3 protein-coding genes are annotated in these 18,522 nt (G+C 66.6%); 2 read left to right on the top strand and 1 reads right to left on the bottom strand.

Features of this window, described 5'->3' with window-relative positions; translation table 11 throughout:
* The first annotated feature begins 136 nt into the window (after nt 1-136).
* Nucleotides 137-1,000 (top strand): hypothetical protein, encoded by an 864-nt coding sequence (locus IQ16_RS28745; protein WP_018642969.1) that lies wholly within the window; start codon nt 137-139, stop codon nt 998-1,000.
* Nucleotides 1,001-1,140: 140 nt separating this feature from the next.
* Here IQ16_RS28745 and IQ16_RS28740 read toward each other — a convergent pair whose 3' ends face one another.
* Entirely contained in the window at nt 1,141-1,449 is a 309-nt protein-coding gene (locus IQ16_RS28740; protein ID WP_145831886.1) for a hypothetical protein, read from the bottom strand.
* Nucleotides 1,450-1,488: 39 nt separating this feature from the next.
* Here IQ16_RS28740 and IQ16_RS28735 point away from each other — a divergent pair, with 39 nt between their 5' ends.
* A complete protein-coding gene (locus IQ16_RS28735; RefSeq protein WP_018642967.1) occupies nt 1,489-18,519 on the top strand; it encodes a VCBS domain-containing protein in 17,031 nt (5,676 codons plus the stop codon).
* The last annotated feature ends 3 nt before the right edge of the window (nt 18,520-18,522 follow it).

Here is an 18,522-nt window from a genome sequence, read left to right as displayed (position 1 = left end):
ATCTTGGTGCGATAGTAAATGCGCGGGCCTTGTTGCCTTGCATTCTGAAGGCGGTAGTGGCTGATGCGACTTGAATGTGCCGGTGACGCGCGCGGTCGACGGCGTTCACCGGTACACTTTGGATTAGAGAGACCCGATGGCATTGAATGCGGACGACATTCTTCTGAATCCCGCGCTTGAATCCCGCGTGCGCGGACAAGCCTGGGCGCTCTTGCTTCTCAACGCTGCCGATCCGCGGATGGGATCGTTGTTTGCAACGCAGCAGCGCTGGCTGATGGCCCACGCGGCGGTAGCGCAGTTCTTCCGGGATGTTGCTGTGGCCGGCCCTGGCTCCGGAGTGTTGACCGCACGTGTGCTCGATCTTGTCGAGCATCACCAGATCGCAAGCCGGAACACTGCGGCTGCCTTCGTCAAGGAGATGTTGAAATACGGCATCGTGCGCCATGTTGCGGGAAGCGAAGGCAAGCGTCATCGCCCGGTGGAGCCGGGACCTGCAGCGCTTGATGCGCTGTATCAATGGCATTTGCTGCATCTCGCAACGCTGGATGGCCTTGATGGCGGAAGCCGTTCGGCGACATTGGCCGCCCGACCAGAGGTCGTTCAGCGCATGCAGCCGCTGATTGCCGACGGCTTGCTCGGGTCTCACATGGTTCGCGAACCCGAACCGACGTTCAAGCTGTTCACCTGGGTCGACGAGGGGGGCGTGTTGATGGATCGCCTGATCGTCGGCTGTGAGGAAGAGGACGCCAGCCTCGATCGTATCACGACCGACGTGACGTCGGTCTCCGCTCTGGCGCAGCGGCTGAAATTGTCGCGGACACAACTGGGCCGCAAGCTCGCCGAGGCGGAGTCCATGGGAAGCGTTGGCTGGGTTGGAGCGCGCGGCAGGTCCCGGCTCTGGGTCTCGAAAGGCTTCCGCCGCGAATATCACAGGGCGCAGGCCGTCAAGCTCGCGATCATCGACGCAGCCTTCGACGCCTGTTTCGTGACGCATCGATGAAGTCAACGACATCGTTGGACCGATGATCGGCAGCATTGATCAATCCGCTGTCGCCTGACCATTTTTGGTGGTCGGCCTTTCCGGCCGGTCTCGACCTTTACCGCAGACGTTGGGCCCGCTGCGGAAAACGCCGCAGCGGCTCATATCGCTGCGAACATTGATTTCGCAGCAGATTTTCGTGCGCGGAATGAGAGCATGTCGCGATCTAGGTAAACGCATTTTCGGATTTTATGCGCGCGGGGCGGGTAAGCACAATTGGTGAAAATGAGCGTGTGTGAACGCTGGTTCGCAGCCTTCGGCAGTTCGACACCGTACCAATGGGCCCGCTGAGGAGTCGTCGCTTCCGAGCTGCGCTGAATGAGAATGGCATTGGTGAGGAGGATTGCTCTCATCGGTCGGCAGATGGAGCGCGCGACAACAGCGTCGATCGGATGTGTTTCGGCGGTCATCTTCCGCCTCGTTTGCGCTACCGTTTTCAGATGGAATGAATGATGCTGCATGTCGGCAGTGATCGATATTTTTCGCTCTCTATTTCGCAAGAGCTTTCGGCCGAGGGCGCGTCGGACGCGTCTGCCTCCGCGATTCAGGACACGCATCTCCTCAACGCGGAATTGAAGCGCGCCGGCGATGATCTGGTGCTGACGGGTTCAGACGGAAAGAGCCACGTAGTTGCCGGCTATTTCAAATCGGAAAACCTGCACGCGCTGCGGTCGCCGGATGGTGCCAGGCTTAGCGGCGAAATCGTCGCTGTGTTGGCCGGGCCTGTTACTCCCGGACAGTACGCTGCCAAGGACGCACCGTCGCCGGCGATGCAGGCGATCGGACACGCGGTACGCGTCGAAGGCCAGGTGACGGTCCTGCGCAACGGCGTCGTGGTGGCGCTCAACAACGGCGACGTGCTGCTCAAGGGAGACGTGGTCCAGACCGACAGCGGGGGCGCGGCTGGCCTGGTTTTCAACGACGGCAGCGCGTTCCAGATCGGGCATGGTTCGCGCCTCGTACTGAGTGAATTCAGATTCGACCCGCAGGGCAGCGCCAATCTGGAAGTCGTCGATCTCATCCAGGGATCGTTCAGTTTCGCGTCCGGCAAGATTGCCCAGTCGGGCGACATGCGGATTGGAACGCCGATCGGTTCGACAAGGATTGCAGGCTCAGCCGGTCGCGGCGAGATCTCTCCGGACGATGGATCGGTCACGCTGTCCATCTTTCATCAGAACGACGGGCAGCATCAGGCGACCGCCTACGATCGGAACGGCAATGCCATTGCAACCATCAGCAGCGAAGGCGGCAAGCTGGAGCTGAAGCCGACCGGTCCAGCTCAGATAGCAACCAGCGAGCAGGTAAAGACGGACGCCGATAGGGCAGACGAGCTGGATGCGTTGAACAACATTCTGCAGATCAAGAACCTTGCGAACCGCTATAGCAGCGACTCGCCGAACGGTGCCGGTACGCACGGTTCGTCGTCTCCTCCACCTGTCTCGTACAACATGGGGGGGAGCGCGCCGTCGTCTCTGCCTGATGGAGCTTCCGGCCACGGCCCGCCGGTCAACTCCGGTGCGGACGTCGCCCCGCATATGCCCGGAGGTGCAAGCGGCGGAGCCGGTCCCGGAAATGGATCGACCCCGGCGCCGGCGGTCAATGATCCGCCCTCGCTATCTTTCAATTCCGGATCGGCGCCGTTGGCTGCGTTCGAGCAAACGCCAGTCGCGATTGCGCCGGCGCTGACGCTGTCTGATCCGGATAGCCACACTTTGCTGCAGGCGACGGTCCGGATCACCGGCAACTATCAGCCGGGCGAAGACATCCTGTCGTTTACGAACACCGCGCTGATCGAGGGCAGGTTCGATGCGGCCACCGGCACGCTGACGTTGACGGCGAAGGCCGGCCAGCAGCCGACGGTTGCGGATTTTGCGGCCGCGTTGCGAGCGGTCTTCTACACCGACACCAGCGACAACCCGTCGCCGTTGACCCGCACGTTGACGGTGACGGTGCAGGACCCGGACGGCACCGTTCACGGCGGGCACGACACGACCATCGCCACCCGCGAGCTGACGGTCAGTGCGGTCGACGATGCGCCGGTCATCGGCGCTGCGCAGACAACCGGCGCGGTGCAGGAGGATACGGCGCTCGATGCCCAGGGGCGGCTGCTTGCCCGCGGCACGATCGCGTTCACGGACGTCGATCTGACGGACGCGCATGTCGTCTCGGCCAGCTTCGTCAGCTCGACCCGCGCAGGCGGACTGGCGCTCGGGACCATGAGCGCGCATCTGGCCGCCGACACCGTCAATGGCCTCGGCGGGCAGGCGACGTGGCAGTATCTCGTCGACAACGCGGACGTCCAGTTCCTGCGAGCCGGGCAGACCGTCACGGAGACCTATGCCGTGACCGTCAGCGATCATGGCGGGCTGGCGAGCCGGAACGTCACCATCACGATCACCGGCGACGAGGATGCGCCCGTGCTGGCCGCTGCATCGGCGGGCACCACGGAATCCGCTGACGCCGCCGCGCAGCACATCACGCTGACGGGCACCGTGCCGGTGACCGATCCCGACATCGGCGATACGCTGACGGCTTCGATCGCTGGTTCGCCGGTCGTGACTCTCGATGGCCACGCCTTCGCCCTGCCGGCAGGGGCTACGGCACTGATCAACAACGCACTGTCATTCCATGCGGGCACCTCGAACGGCGGCACTGCCGGCATCGGCTGGACCTATGATGCGTCCGTGGCCAACCTGGATTTCCTGCGGGAAGGGCAGAGCCTGGTCCTGACCTATACGGTCGAAGTCAGCGACGGGCTCATCACCAGCAATCAGCAGACCCTGACCATCACCATCGCCGGCACCAACGACGTGCCCGTGGTGACGGGCGACACCGCGGCGGTCAACGAGGCGGCCGATGCCCATGCGCAGGTCATTTCGCTGGCGGGCTCGATCTCGGCCAGCGACCGCGACGTCGGCGACACGCTGACAGCTTCGGTGGTCGGCGCGCCCGTGGTGAGCCTCGACGGGCACGCCTTCAATCTGCCGGCCGGTGCGCTGGCGCTCACCGACAATGCCGCCTTTGCGATCGACTCCACTGGTCACCTGTCGACCGGCTCCGCCACGACGTTCGGCTGGACCTACCAGCCGGCCGCGGCAGACCTCGATTTCCTGAAGCAGGGCCAGGCGCTCACGCTGACCTATGCGGTCGTGGTCGGCGACGGCACCGCGACCAGCGCCACGCAATATGTCACGATCACCATCAACGGCACCAACGACGCGCCGGTGGCCGTCGCGCACAGCTACACGACCGACGAAGACCATGCGCTGGTGGTGCCGGGCATGGGCGTGCTTGCCGGGGCGAGCGACCTCGATGGCGATGCGCTTCACTCGATCCTCGTCAACGGTCCGGCCCACGGCACGCTGACGCTGAATGCCGACGGCTCATTCACCTACGCGCCGGTCGCCGACTACAACGGCACCGACAGCTTCACCTACAAGGTCAATGACGGCCTCGCCGATTCTAACGTGGCGACCGTCGATATCGTCGTGCGGCCGGTCAACGATCCGGCTGCGGTCTCGGGCACCAGCACCGGCTCGGTGACCGAAGCGGGCGGCGTCGCCAACGCGGTGGCGGGGACGCCAAGCGCGACCGGCACGCTGACGGACACCGACGTCGACAATCCCGCCAACACGTTCACGGCGGTCAACGCGGGCACGGTGAGCGACCATCACTACGGCACCTTTGCCGTCACGTCGGCCGGGGTCTGGACCTACACGCTCGACAACAACAATGCCGCGGTTCAGGCGCTCAATGCCGGCGGCACGCTGACGGATACGTTCACGGTAACGACCATCGATGGGACGCCGCAGCTCGTCACGATCACCATCAATGGCACCGACGATGCCGCTGTCATATCGGCGGTGACGAAAAACCTGGTCGAAACCGACGCGCCGCTGTCGACCGGCGGCACGCTGACGATCCAGGATCCCGACAGTCCGCAATCCTTCGTCGCGCAGGCCGGCACCGCCGGGCAGTACGGCACCTTCACGCTCGCCACCGATGGCACCTGGAGCTATGTGGCGAGCTCGGCGCATGACGAGTTCGTGGCCGGGCACACCTATACCGACATTTTCTCCGTCGCGAGTTCGGACGGCACGACTTCGTCCGTCACTATCAACATCCTCGGGACTGACGACCCGGCCACAATGACCGGAACGACGACCGGTTCGGTGATCGAGGCGGGCGGCGTCAATAACGCGCTGGCGGGAACGCCGACCGCGACCGGCACGCTGACGCTGTTCGACGTCGATACGCCCTCCGTGACCATCGTGGCGGTCGCCGCGCCGACCGACAGCACCGGCGGCTTCGGCAGCTATACGGTGACCTCGGCGGGCGTGTGGACCTACACGCTGGACAACAGCAATGCCACGGTGCAGGCGCTCGCCGCCGGAGCGACGATGACCGACACGTTCTCCGTGAGGGGAAGTGACGGCAGCGCGCAGGTCATCACTATCACCATCAACGGTACTGACGACGCCGCTGTGCTGTCGCCAGTGACGAAAAACCTGACCGAAACCAACGCGCCGTTGTCGACCGGCGGCACGCTGACGATCCAGGATCCCGACAGTCCGCCATCCTTCGTTGCGCAGGCCGGCACGGCCGGGCTCTACGGCACCTTCACGCTCGCCACCGACGGCACCTGGAGCTATGTGGCGAGCTCGGCGCATGACGAGTTCGTGGACGGGCAAACCTACACCGACGTTTTCTCCGTCGCGAGTTCGGACGGCGCGACCACCTCCGTCACCATCAGTATCCTCGGTAGCGACGATCTGCCGTCGATATCGGGCACCAGCATCGGCGCGGTGATCGAGGCGGGCGGCGTCAACAATGGCGTGGCCGGAACGCCGACTGCGACCGGCACGCTCACGATCTCGGACGTCGATAGTGCCGCCGGCAGCTTCGTCGCGGTCGCGACGGCGACGAGAACGACCGGTGGCTTCGGTACCTACACCATGACGTCGGGCGGGGTGTGGAATTACACCCTCGACAATAGCAACGCCGCGGTCCAGGCGCTCAATGCGGGCGCGACGCTCACCGACACCTTCACCGTCACCACGTCAGGCGGTGGCACACAGGTCGTCACCGTCACGATTGCCGGCGCCGACGATGCGCCGGTCATCTCCGGCGATGCTTCGGCCGCGCTGCTGCAGGGGCTGTCGACGACGATCACCACGGCCGATCTGAGCGTCGCGGATGTCGACAACACGGCCAGCCAGCTGACGTTCAACGTCAGCAGCACCGTTCACGGTTATGTGGCGCTGTCGAGCGCGCCCGGCGTCGCGATCACCAGCTTCACCCAGGCCCAGCTCGCGGCGGGTCAGGTGATCTTCGTCAACGACGCGACCCAAAACCCCTCCGCAAGCTTCACGGTCACCGCGACCGATGGCAGCCTGACCACGGCAGGGATCACCGTCAATGTCGCGGTCAGCAGCGACTTCGTCATTACCAGCAATGTCGATCTCGGCGGCGTCTCTGAGACCATCCACAGCCTGAGCCAGTCGGGCGGCACGCTGTCCGGCACGGGAACGCTGACCGACGCCAACGGGGCGACGTTCACCGGCGGCACCGAGAGTGGCAGCGGCGCGACGGTCGTCAATGGACTTGCGACGTTCTTCAACGCCAACAACCAGACGTTCACGCTCGACGGCAGAACGCTGGAACTGCACGGCTCCGCGCAGAGCGGGGCGTTTTCCGGCGATACGCTGCATCTCAACAACGGCGCGGTGCTCAAGATCGACGCCGGCGTCACCTTCACCGATGCGTCCGCCAGCGGCACGGCTTTCAACATTTCCTCCAGCGCGGGCACCGGCACGGTCAATGTCGCCGGCAGCTATGAAAAGACCGGCGGCGGCACCACGGCGATCTCGACCGCGCTGACCAACACCGGGACCATCGATGCCAAGGCCGGCACGCTCGATCTCGCCGGCAGCGTCACCAATTCTGGCACGCTGAAGGCGGAAGGTGGCGGCACGCTGGTGGTGGCCGGCAACGTCACCGGGTCGGGCGCGGTGATCGTCGACAACAACGGCACGGTCGAGTTCGGCGGCAATGTCGGCGCCGGGCAGACGGTCACTTTCAGCGGTTCGTCGGGCACGCTGAAGATCGATCATCCCGCCAGCTTCGCCGGCACCATCACCGGCTTCAGCGGCGCCACCGACGCCATCGACCTGGTCGGGATCAACCACAATTCCCCGCAGTTCTCGCAGTCGTTCAATGCGGCGACCGGCATCCTGACGGTCACCGACGGCACCAACACTGCCAACCTGCACTTCAGCGGCCCCACCTTCGGCTTCGCGTCTGCAACCGATAGCGCCGGCACCGGCACGGTGATCAGGCCGGCCAACGTCTACACCGTCCACAACGCGGCCGAGCTCAACGCGGCGCTGCTCGCCGTCAGCCAGGGTGGCTCGGCAGCGGCTGCCAACACGAGCTACTCGATCGAGCTCGCGGCCGACATCTCGATCACTTCGCTCGGCGCCAATCTGACGGCGATCAATCTCGCCAGCGGCAGCTCGCTCGTCATCCACGGCGGCGGACATACGCTGGATGGCGGCAACCTCTATCGCGGCCTGTTCGTGTACGGCGGCAATGTCGCGATCGACAATCTCGCCATCAACCACACGCTGGCGCAGGGCGGCGCCGGAGGCACGCAGGGCGGCGGCGGTGGCGCCGGATTGGGCGGCGGCCTGTTCGTGGCGGCGGGCGCGACGGTGTCGATCAGCGACGTCAGCTTCAGCGGCGACAGGGCGGTCGGCGGGAACGGCGGCAGCCTCGACGGTGGCGCGAACAGGGGCGCCGGCGGCGGCGGCATGGGATCGTCCGCCAGCGCCAACACCGGACAATATCAGCACGACGCGACACGAGGGCCGCAAGGCCATCACACCTACGTCGCAACGGCGTTCGACGGTACGGCCGGCGGCGGCGTCGGACTCAACATTCCCGGCCAGGCTGGGCTTGCGCATGGCGGCGCCGGCGGCGCGTGGACCAGCGGAAGCTTCACCAACTACACGCCGGCTGCAACCGGCGGGTTCGGCGGTGGCGGCGGTGGCGGCTTCTACAGCTACATGAACGCCATCGATACGTCCCAAATCTCGCGGCTGGGCACGAATGGCGGCAATGGCGGCTTCGGCGGCGGCGGTGGCGGCGGGGCGAGCGGCTCGGCCGGACTGCACACCACCGGCGGCGCCGGCGGGTTCGGCGGTGGCGGCGGCGGCGGATATTTTGGCGGCGCCGGCGGCTATGGCGGCGGCGCCGGTGGCGGCCATGGCAGCTCCGGTCTGCTTGGGGTTGGCGGCGGCGGTCTTGGCGCCGGCGGTGACATCTTCGTCCAGGAAGGTGGACATCTCATCGTCGGCGGCGGCTCGCTGTCGGGAGGCACCGTCGCTGGCGGCGCCGCTGGGACCATCGGCACGGCCGCGCAAGGCGGCCAGGCGCTCGGCTCCGGCATCTTCATCCAGGGCAACCAGACGGTCACCTTCGCGCCGGCCTCCGGCGATGATCTCACCATCTCCGACGTCATCGCCGATCAGCACGGCAATGGCGGCACCGGCAATGTCGAGATATCCGGCGCCGGCGTCGTGCATTTCGCCACGGCCAACAGCTATGTCGGCACGACCACCGTCGACGCCGGCGCCACGCTCAACATCGAGGCGGCCGGCGGGCTGGGAACGGGCGCGGTCACCGATAACGGCATCCTGAACGTCAATGCGGCGACGACGTTTGCCAGCACGGTCACGGACGGCGGCGTCCTCAACGTCAACGCGGCAACGACCTTTGCCGGTGCGGTCACCGACAGCGGCGTCCTGAACGTCAATGCGGTGACGACGTTCGCAAGCACGGTCACCGACAGCGGCGCGCTGAACGTCAATGCGGCGACGACCTTTGCGAACACCGTCACCGACAACGGCGCGCTGAACATCAACGCGTCCGCGATCTTCCAGGGCACGGTGGTCAACAACGGCACCGTCACCATCAATGCTGCGAACGCGGATTTCGCCGGATCGATCACCGGCAGCGGCACGATCAATTTCGGGACGTCGGGCGGGACGGCCGTGTTCGAGCACGGCGTGCCGACCCAGACCATCACAGGCTTTGCCAATGGCGACGTCATCGACCTCCGGTCGGTGGTGGCGACCACGGCTTCCGTCGATGCCGGCAACGTCGTGACGTTGAAGGACGCCGGCGGTGCCGTTGTCGCGACGTTGCATTTCGATCCGGCGCAGACGCTTGGCCCGTTCGGCGTGACGAGCGACGGTCAGGGCGGCACCAAGGTCGTTGCCATCCAGACCACCTTCAACGTCAGCTCCGCCGCAGATCTCAACGCGGCGCTGACCGCGATCAGCCAGGGCGGCACGTCCTACGCGAAGAACGTCGCCTATACGATCCACTTCAGCAGCGACATCTCGCTGGCTTCTCTCGCCACATCCGCCCAACTGGCTGCGATCAACCTCGACACCGGCAGCTCGCTGTTGATCGACGGCGCGGGCTTCAAACTCGACGGCGCCGGCACCCATCGCGGCTTCTTCGAATACGCCGGCAATGTGAGAATCCAGAATCTCACGATCGCGCACACGCTGGCGCAAGGCGGCGATGGCGGCATTGGCGGTGGCGGCGGCGGCGCCGGGCTCGGCGGCGGCCTGTTCGTCGCGGCCGGCGCGTCGGCGACGATCGCCAACGTGACCTTCCTCGACAACGCGGCGCATGGCGGTGACGGCGGCGGCGTGAACTCGGCGGCCCGGCTATGGCAAGGCGGCGCCGGCGGCGGCGGCATGGGCATCGATGGAGCCGCCGGCTCCACGACTGGGGTGTACCATCTCAATCACTACCAGAGCTTGACCAGCTGGGGCTATGCGGGCGGCGCCGGCGGCGGGCTCGGCCTGTCGAATCTTCCGGGCGGAGGCGGCGCAGGAGCGACGTCGTATCGCGGATCGTCCCCGGCCTCCGGCGCCTTTGGCGGTGGTGGCGGCGGCGGCGGCGGCTTTCGCGCTAACCTGAAAGCCGGAAGCGCCGGTGCGCAGGGCGGTTTCGGCGGCGGCGGCGGTGCCGGTGGCGGCTACAATAGCAATAACTCCTACGGCGGCGGCGACAACAGTGCCGGCGGCAATGGCGGCTTCGGCGGCGGGGGTGGCGGCGGCGGGCTCCGCGGTCACGATGGCCTCGGCGGATTCGGCGCCGGCAATGGCGGCGTCGCGCTCGCATATCGAGCCGACGGATCGTTCCAGTCGAGGATCGGCAATGTCGGCGGCGGCGGGCTTGGTGCCGGCGGCGGCGTCTTCGTCCAGGAAGGCGGCACGCTGATCCTCGAGAGCGGCTCGCTGTCCGGCGGCTCCGTGACCGGAGGCGCCGCGGGTGCCATTCAAGCGGCTCATCAGTTGTACGATATGCCCGGCGCCGGCCAGGGGCTCGGCAGCGGCATCTTCTTCCAGGGCAATCAGTCGATCGTTCTCGCGCCGACGGCGGGGAACGCGATCACGATCGCCGACGGGATCGCCGACCAGGGCGGCAATGGCGGCAGTGTTTCGTTCGAGATCAAGGGGCCTGGCACGGTCGAGTTCGACGGCGCCAATTCCTATGTCGGCGGCACCACGATCGATGCGGGCGCCAAGCTCACGCTCGGCGGCCAGGGGACGCTTGGCAGCGGCGCCGTCGTCGACAACGGTGACCTCGTCATTGCCCATTCCGGCACGTTCGGCAATGCGTTCAGCGGCAGCGGTGATCTCGCATTCGGCGCCCAGATCATCACCGTCACCTTCACCGCGTCGGTCTCGCTGGCGGGCTCGCTGGATCTCGGCGACGGCGACAATGTCGCCGCCTTCCAGGGTGGGCTGTCGGGTGTTCAATCGATCAATTTCGGCACGGGGATGCAGACCCTGTCCATCACAGGCGCGATGCCGAGCGCCTTCGTGCATGGTTTCGGCGTCGGCGACACCATCGACCTTGCGACGATCAACGCGACAGGCATCGGCAGCTTCGTCAACAACGTGCTGACGCTGACTGGCCCCGGTGGCGCGACGGTTGCGACCATCCACTTCGATCCAGCCCAGCAGAATATCGCGCCGCACGGATTCGTGCTGGTGTCCGATGGTGCCGGCGGCACCGAGGTCATCCTCAACGAGGCGCCGGTCTACCGTGTGTCGACCGCGGCGCAGCTCGTCCGTGCGATCAACGAGATCAGCGTCGGCGGTGTATTCTCCGCCACCAACCAGAACTACGAGATCGATATCGTCGGCAGCTTCACGCTGGACGGCGCGCTGCCCGACATCAATCTCGCCAGCGGCGACACGCTGACGATCCATGGCCTCGGCCATGAGATCGACGGCGCCGCCACCTATTCCGGCTTCGTCCTGCGATCCGGCGACGTGACGATCGATCACCTGACCGTCGCCGACTTTGTCCGGCACGGCGGTGACGGGTCGTCACCGGGAACTGCATCGAAGTATGGCGGCGGCGGTGGCGGACTCGGTGCGGGCGGCGCGCTGTTCATAGGTGCCGGCAGCTCGGCGACACTGACCGATGTCGCTTTCACCGACAATCATGTCTTCGGCGGACATGGCGGTCAGGGCGGCATCTACGCACCGAGCGTGCCGAATGGCGACCAGGGTGTTACAACGGGAGGCGCATCGAGCCCGGGCCAGCTGGGATTCGGCTATGGCGGGGCGGGCGGTCATTTCACCGCCAACGGAGACGGTGGCAGTTTCGGCGGTGGCGGTGGCGGTGGCGGCGGCGGACGTAGTCCGGTCACATCCTTTCCGCCCGGCGGTGGCGGCGCCGGCGGCTATGGCGCCGGCATGGGCGGCACTGGAACCTCTGGAGGCGGAGGCGGCGGCGGCGGTGGTGGCGGCGGCGCGGGCCTCGGTGGCGCGGTCTTCGTCGCTTCCGGCGGTGCACTGAACATCACCGACTGGACCTTCTCCAACAATGGCGCAACGGGCGGCGCAGCCGGCGGCAGCCTGTGGGGCACCAGCGGGACCGCGGGCCAGGGCATCGGCAACGATCTCTTCAACTACGGCGGCACCATCGGCCTGACCTCAAACGCCGGACAAACTCTCACGATCGATCAGTTCGTCGCAGGCACGCAAGGTACCTTCAACATCTACGCGTCCGGCATCGTCGTGCTGACGCAGGGCATCGGAACCGGCGTCCTCAACATTTCCGGCTCCGGCAATGTCACCGTGCTCAACGACATCACGGCCACCGCCATCAACGTGTCGGGGGCGGGTAATGTGCTGTTGCAGGGCGAATTCCACGGCCAGCAGGCCATCACCCACACCGGTACCGGCACGCTGACGATCAAGCCGGTCTACAACGTCTCGACGGCGGCCGAGCTCGTCACCGCCATCCAGACCATCGACGGCAATCCGATCTCGGGTCTGCCCGTCAACTACGTCATCAATCTCACCGCGGACCTGAACCTGAGCGCGGTGCTGCCGTTCCTGACGATCGCGGCAGGAGACACGCTGACCTTCGAAGGCAACGGCCACACCATCGACGGCGGCAACCTCTATGGCGGCTTCACCGTTCAGTCCGGCGTCGTCACCTTTGATAACCTCACCATGCAGCACATGGTCGAGCGCGGTCAGGACGGCTTTGCCGGCATCACCAATCTCGGCCACGCGGCGGCGGCTGGCGGCGGCGGCGGCGGCGGTCTCGGCGCGGGCGGCGCATTTTACATCGGCAGTGGCGGCACGGCCACGCTGACCAACGTCAACGTGCTGAGCAACCAGGCCGTCGGTGGCAATGGCGGCGCTGGCCAAGGGCTTTACTCCAATTTCGGATCCCGGGGCGGCGGCGGCGGCGCCACCAATGGTGGGTTGACCGGAATCAAGACGGGCGGCGATGGCGGCAACTGGAACACGTCGGGCGGCGGCTTCGGCGGCGGCGGCGGCCTGGGTGGCGGCGGCGGCGGCGGATATGGTCCCTGGCAGTTACAGTTTCAATATCCGGGCGGCTCCGGCGGCTACGGCGCAGGCGCCGGCGGCAGAGCCGGATCTGACAGCAACAACAGGGAGCACGGCGGCGGCGGTGGCGGCGGCGCCGGCCTTGGCGGCGGCATCTTCGTCGCCTCCGGCGGCTCGCTGACCATTGGCGGCAGCACATCCGTTGCCGGCAACGCGGTGCAGGGCGGCCTCGGCGGCGCGGGTGGGAACGCCGGCGCCAACGGCGCTGGCATCGGCGCGGGCCTCTTCACCGCGTCGAGCAACGTCACGCTGGCTCCCTCGCTCGGGCAGACGATCCATATTTCCGATTCGATCGCCGGCAACATGACCGGCACGCTCCATATCGACGGCGCTGGCACGGTCGTGCTGGACGCGATCACGGCGACGGTCATCGACATCACCGGCAGCAGCGCGCTGACGCTGCCTGCCTCGCTCATCAACGACTCCCTGACCGTGTCGGGCTCGGCCACCTACACCATCGCGTCGACTGGTTTCAGCGGGGCGGGGCACTTTGGCGCCGCGGGTTATGGCGTGCTCACGATCGCGGTCGCGGAGACCGTGACCGGCGGCGTTCGGCTTGCCGACCATGGCACGGTCGAGCTTGCCGCCGCCAATGCAGCCGGCAGCGGCTCGATCACCTTCCAGTCGGGTGCGCAGGCGACCCTGATCATCGATCAGGGCGCCACTCCCACCAATGAGATCGACGGCTTCCTCCCCGGCGACACGATCAAGCTGGCCGGCTTTGCCGCCGGCGCGACCGCGACGCTCGGCGCCGGCAATGTGCTCACGATCAGCGACGGCACGCACAGCGCCCAGCTTCATCTCGACCCGAGCTTCAATTACTCGACCACCCAGTTCAACGTGACGGCCTATAACGGCGGCATCGCGCTGACCGGGATCATCGCGCCGAACATCACGCTCGTCGGCCAGCCGCTGAACGGCAACCAGGTCGTGCTCAGCGGCAGCGGGGCGCCGGGCAGCACCGTCCAGATCTTCATCGACGGCAATCAGGTCGGTACCGCTACGCCGGATGGCTCCGGACGTTTCACGTTCTCGACCTCGGCGCTTGCCGATGGCGAGTATCATGTCACGGCAACGCAGACGGTCGCCGGCCAAACTCCGATCACGGCCTCGCTCGTCGTCGACGTGCTGCCGAGCGCACCGTCGGTCGCGCTGGCGCCCGGACAGACGGCGCTGGCCACCAATGTCGGCGTGCATCTGCAGGGCAGCGGCGAGCCGAACCAGACCGTCACGCTGCATGTCAGCGGGCCCGGCGGCAGCTCCCTGACATACACTACGGCAACCGACGGCAGCGGCAATTACGACTTCGTGACGCCGAACCTGCCTGACGGCCACTACACGCTCAATGTGACCGAGACCAACGCGCAAGGCCTCGTCAGCCCGCCGTCGGGCGTGCTCGCCTTCGACGTCCATCCGAAAGCCCCGGTGATCGCCGTGGTCGGGCAGCCGCTCGACGGTGCCAGGATCGAGGTGGCGGGCAGCGCCGATCCCAACATCACGATCAACATCTGGGTCCGCAACCAGTCTGGCGACCAGTACATCGGCTCCGGCAGGTCCGATGCCACAGGCCATTTCGATTTCACCGCGAGCCAGCCGATCGGCCACGGCAACTATACGCTGCTCGCATTGGCGCAGGATTCCGCAAACCTGATAAGCGACCAGGCGATCCCGTTCACGTTCCACGTCGATCCGCAGGCGCCCGTGATCACCTCGATCGTCGGGCAGAGTGTCAACGGGGGCACCGTCGAGATCAAGGGCAATGCGCTCGCGTTGAGCACCGTCACGCTCTATGAGGGCAATACGGTGGTCGGATCGGGCGTTGCCAATGCCGCCGGCGTTTTCGACATCGTCACCACCGCCACGTTCGCCGAGGGCGTCCATTCCTTGCGGGCGACGGCAGCGGACGCCGACGGCCTGACCAGCACGCTCTCCACCGCGTTCAACGTCACCGTCCTGCCGACCGCGCCGGTGATCTCGGCCGTCATCGCGACGGCGCCGCAGACGATCGAAATTCAGGGCACCGGCGAGGCGGGAGAGACCGTCAAGGTCTATGCCGACGGCACGACCTTGCTGGGCTCGGGCGTGGTCGATCAGACCGGGCATTTCGATTTCAGCGTCGATGCGCCCGGCGGTCACCACGTCATCACCACGACCGAGACCAATAGCAGCAATCTGACGAGCCCTGTGTCCGCGGGCGTTGCGATCGACGTGACGCCGAAGGCGCCCGTCATCACCTCGGTGGCGCCGCTGGTCGCGACACAGATCGATGCCAGCCACGATTTCATCGTCAAGGGCACCGGTCAGCATGTCGGCGAGACCATCACGCTCTATGCCGATGGCGGCACAACCCCGATCGGCACAGGTGTCGTGGCAGCCGACGGCACCTTCACCATCACGACGACGGTGGCGCTCGCGAACGGCAATCATACGCTGACGGCCACCGATGCGGCCGGCGCCGACGTCAGCGCGCCGTCGACCGGCTTTGCGATGTATGTCGATCCGGCTCCGGTCACCGGCATCAGCCAGGTCGGGGTCGCCGCGGATCACGGCGTCATCGAGCTGCAGGGCTCGGGTCAGCCGGGCGACACGATCACGCTGATGCTCGGCAACACCGTGATTGGCACCGGCGCGGTCGACGCATCAGGTCATTTCGACGTGACGACCGACCCGGCGGCGGGCGCGCTGCTCGGCCCCGGCCTCCAGCACGTCACGGTCATCCAGACCGACAGCCTCGGTCACGCCAGCCCCGCGGCTGCGTTCGACGCCAGCGTGGCGCCCGCCGCGCCCGTCGTCGCGTCGGTGCTCTCGGTGCCCGACGCGGTCGGGCGCGTCGAGGTGAAGGGCAGCGGCGAGGCCGGCACCATCATCAAGCTCTATGCCGACAATGGCACCACGGTGATCGGCACCGGCACGGTCGATGTATCAGGCCATTTCGACATTTATAGCGAATTCCAGTCGGTCAGCGGCGGCGCGCACAGCATCACGGTGACCGCGACGACCGTCGACGGCATCACGGGACCGGCATCGGCAGGCTCGAACGTCACGGTCACGCCGGTGGCAAACACCTGGACCATCACCTCGGCAGCCGATCTCGCCAAGGCGATCGCGGCGATCGACGTCTCCGGTGCGAGCGCGCAAGCCGGCGCGCACTACACGTTCGACGTGGTCGGTGATCTGCAGCTCGCTGATCAGTTGCCGGCCTTCAATCTTCCGCCGGGCGCCTCGCTCACCATCGCCGGCCATGGCCATGTGCTCGACGCTCACGGCCTCCCGGGTCTGTTCGTCTACGCCGGCAGCGTCGAGATCGACGATCTCAGCATCATCAATGCCGTGGCGAAGGGCGGCGACAGCAATTTCGGTGGCGGCGGCGGCGCCGGCCTCGGCGGCGGCCTGTTCATCGCATCGGCAGGCACGGTGACGCTGTCCAACGTCAATTTCGCCAACGACAAGGCAATCGGCGGCAACAGCAGCGGCGCGATCGGTTACATGGGTGTTGCGCTTTACGGCGGCGGCGGTGGACTCGGCGGTGTCGGCGGTTTCCAGGGCGGTGGCGGAATTGGCATTCATGCATCCGGCGCCAGCCATCCGCGGCCCTATTACGCCGGAACAGGCGCTGGTGCCGGCATCGCAGTGGGCGCGGCCACAGGTGGCGGACAGGTCGTCGGCACGAACCCGGCCTATCTTGGCGGTGCACAGGGCGGCGGCGGCGGTCTGGGTATCGGATTCTACACCAGCACGGTCTATTTCGGCCTTCCTGGATACGGCGGCCCCGGCAGCGGCGGTGGCATCGGGGGCGGTGTCGGCACCGTCAATGGCAGCAGCACGATCGCCACGGGCGGTGTGGGCGGCTTCGGCGGCGGTGGCGGCGGCGGCGGGTTTATCTGGCCGTCCTTCATCGGTGGATATGGCGGCGCCGGCGGCTTCGGTGGCGGCGGCGGCGCCGGCCAGCATGGCGGCGGCGCCGGTGGTTTCGGCGGCGGCGGCGGTGGTGGCGGCTATGGCAGTGCGGGCGGCTTTGGCGGCGGCGCCGGAGGCACGGGCGGCTATGGCGGCGGTGGTCTCGGCGCCGGCGGCGCGATCTTCGTGCAGCAGGGCGGCACGCTCATCTTCGCCGGCTCCGGCAGCGAGCAGAACGGCGGCGTGACTGGCGGCACCGCCGTGACCTGGACCGGCGCCCATGCAGGCTCGGCGTTCGGCAGCGGCATCTTCCTTCAGGGCAACCAGACCATCACCTTTGCGCCGGATGCGACGCACATCATCACGATCAGCGACGTGATCGCCGACATGACCGGCTCGCATGATGCCAGCGGCCAGACCGGCGCGGGACATCTGCTGCTCGATGGCGAGGGAACGCTGGTGCTGGGGGCAACGAACACGTTCACCGGCGGCGTCACGATCGAGAACGGCACGCTCGACCTCACCGCGAGCCGCGCGGCTGGCTCCGGCACGATCGACTTCTCGGCGGCGGGCCATGCCGCACTGGAGTTCAGTGCGGCCAACGCGCCCGTCAACGCGATCGAGCATTTCGGCACGCGTGACCAGATCGTCGTTGATGGCTTCCATGCCACGAGCGAAAGCTACAGCAACGGGGTGCTGGTGCTGAGCGGCACGAGCGGATCGATCAGCCTTGCGGTAACCGGCGACGACATCGCCTCACTGTCGGATTTCCATTTCGTCTACGACTCTGCGGCAAACAGCACGACCGTGACCGCCGGCCCGGATCGCTCCGGCGACGACGTGATCCATTACGGTGTCGGCGCGCATAGTCTCACCGGCGGGACCGGCGACGACGTGTTCTTCTTCCGCGGCACCGATCTTGCCGCGGGCGTAACCGACAAGATTACCGACTTCTCCTGGGCGACCGGCAGTGGCGAGCACGATCGCATCCACATCGAAGGCGTCGATCCCAACGCGGTGTCGGTGACATCAGTCAATGGCGGCCACGACGCCGACATCGCTATCACCGTCTCTGGCGGTACGGCGCATATCCTGGTGCAGGACGTCGGCTCAGGCCCGCTGGAAATCGAATTCCAGAACACGACGCCGACGGATGATGCGCATCTGAACACGCTGCTGACGCCGTCGACGGCCAATGAGACGGTCGCCAGTTTCAATCTCGGCGCCAATCCGCCTTACGCCAAGTCTCTGGTCAGCTATGACGCAAATGGCGCCGTGGTCGCGCAGGACGTCACCAACAATGACGGATCGCACACGGTCACGGTGCAGGGGGCCAACGCCGCGCTCACGGCCTCGGGTACGAACGATACATACGTGTTCCAGTTCAATTCGCAGGTGGCGGCCACAGCGACTATAAGCAATTTCGACGTGGCGCATGACGTTCTGCAGCTCAGCCAGTCCGTCTATGCAGACGCGGCGGCAGCGCTGGCCGCGATCACGGCCGATCCCCACAACGCCGGCAATCCGGCCGATACCGTCATCGCGCTCGATGCCCTTCACTCGGTCACGCTGTACGGTGTCAGCCCGAACCTGCTGCAGCAGCGGGATTTTCTGGTAGTCTAGTCA

This window comes from Bradyrhizobium huanghuaihaiense, from assembly GCF_007830635.1.
GTDB classification, from domain to species: domain Bacteria; phylum Pseudomonadota; class Alphaproteobacteria; order Rhizobiales; family Xanthobacteraceae; genus Bradyrhizobium; species Bradyrhizobium huanghuaihaiense.
This window is presented reverse-complemented; position numbering and strand designations above follow the sequence as displayed.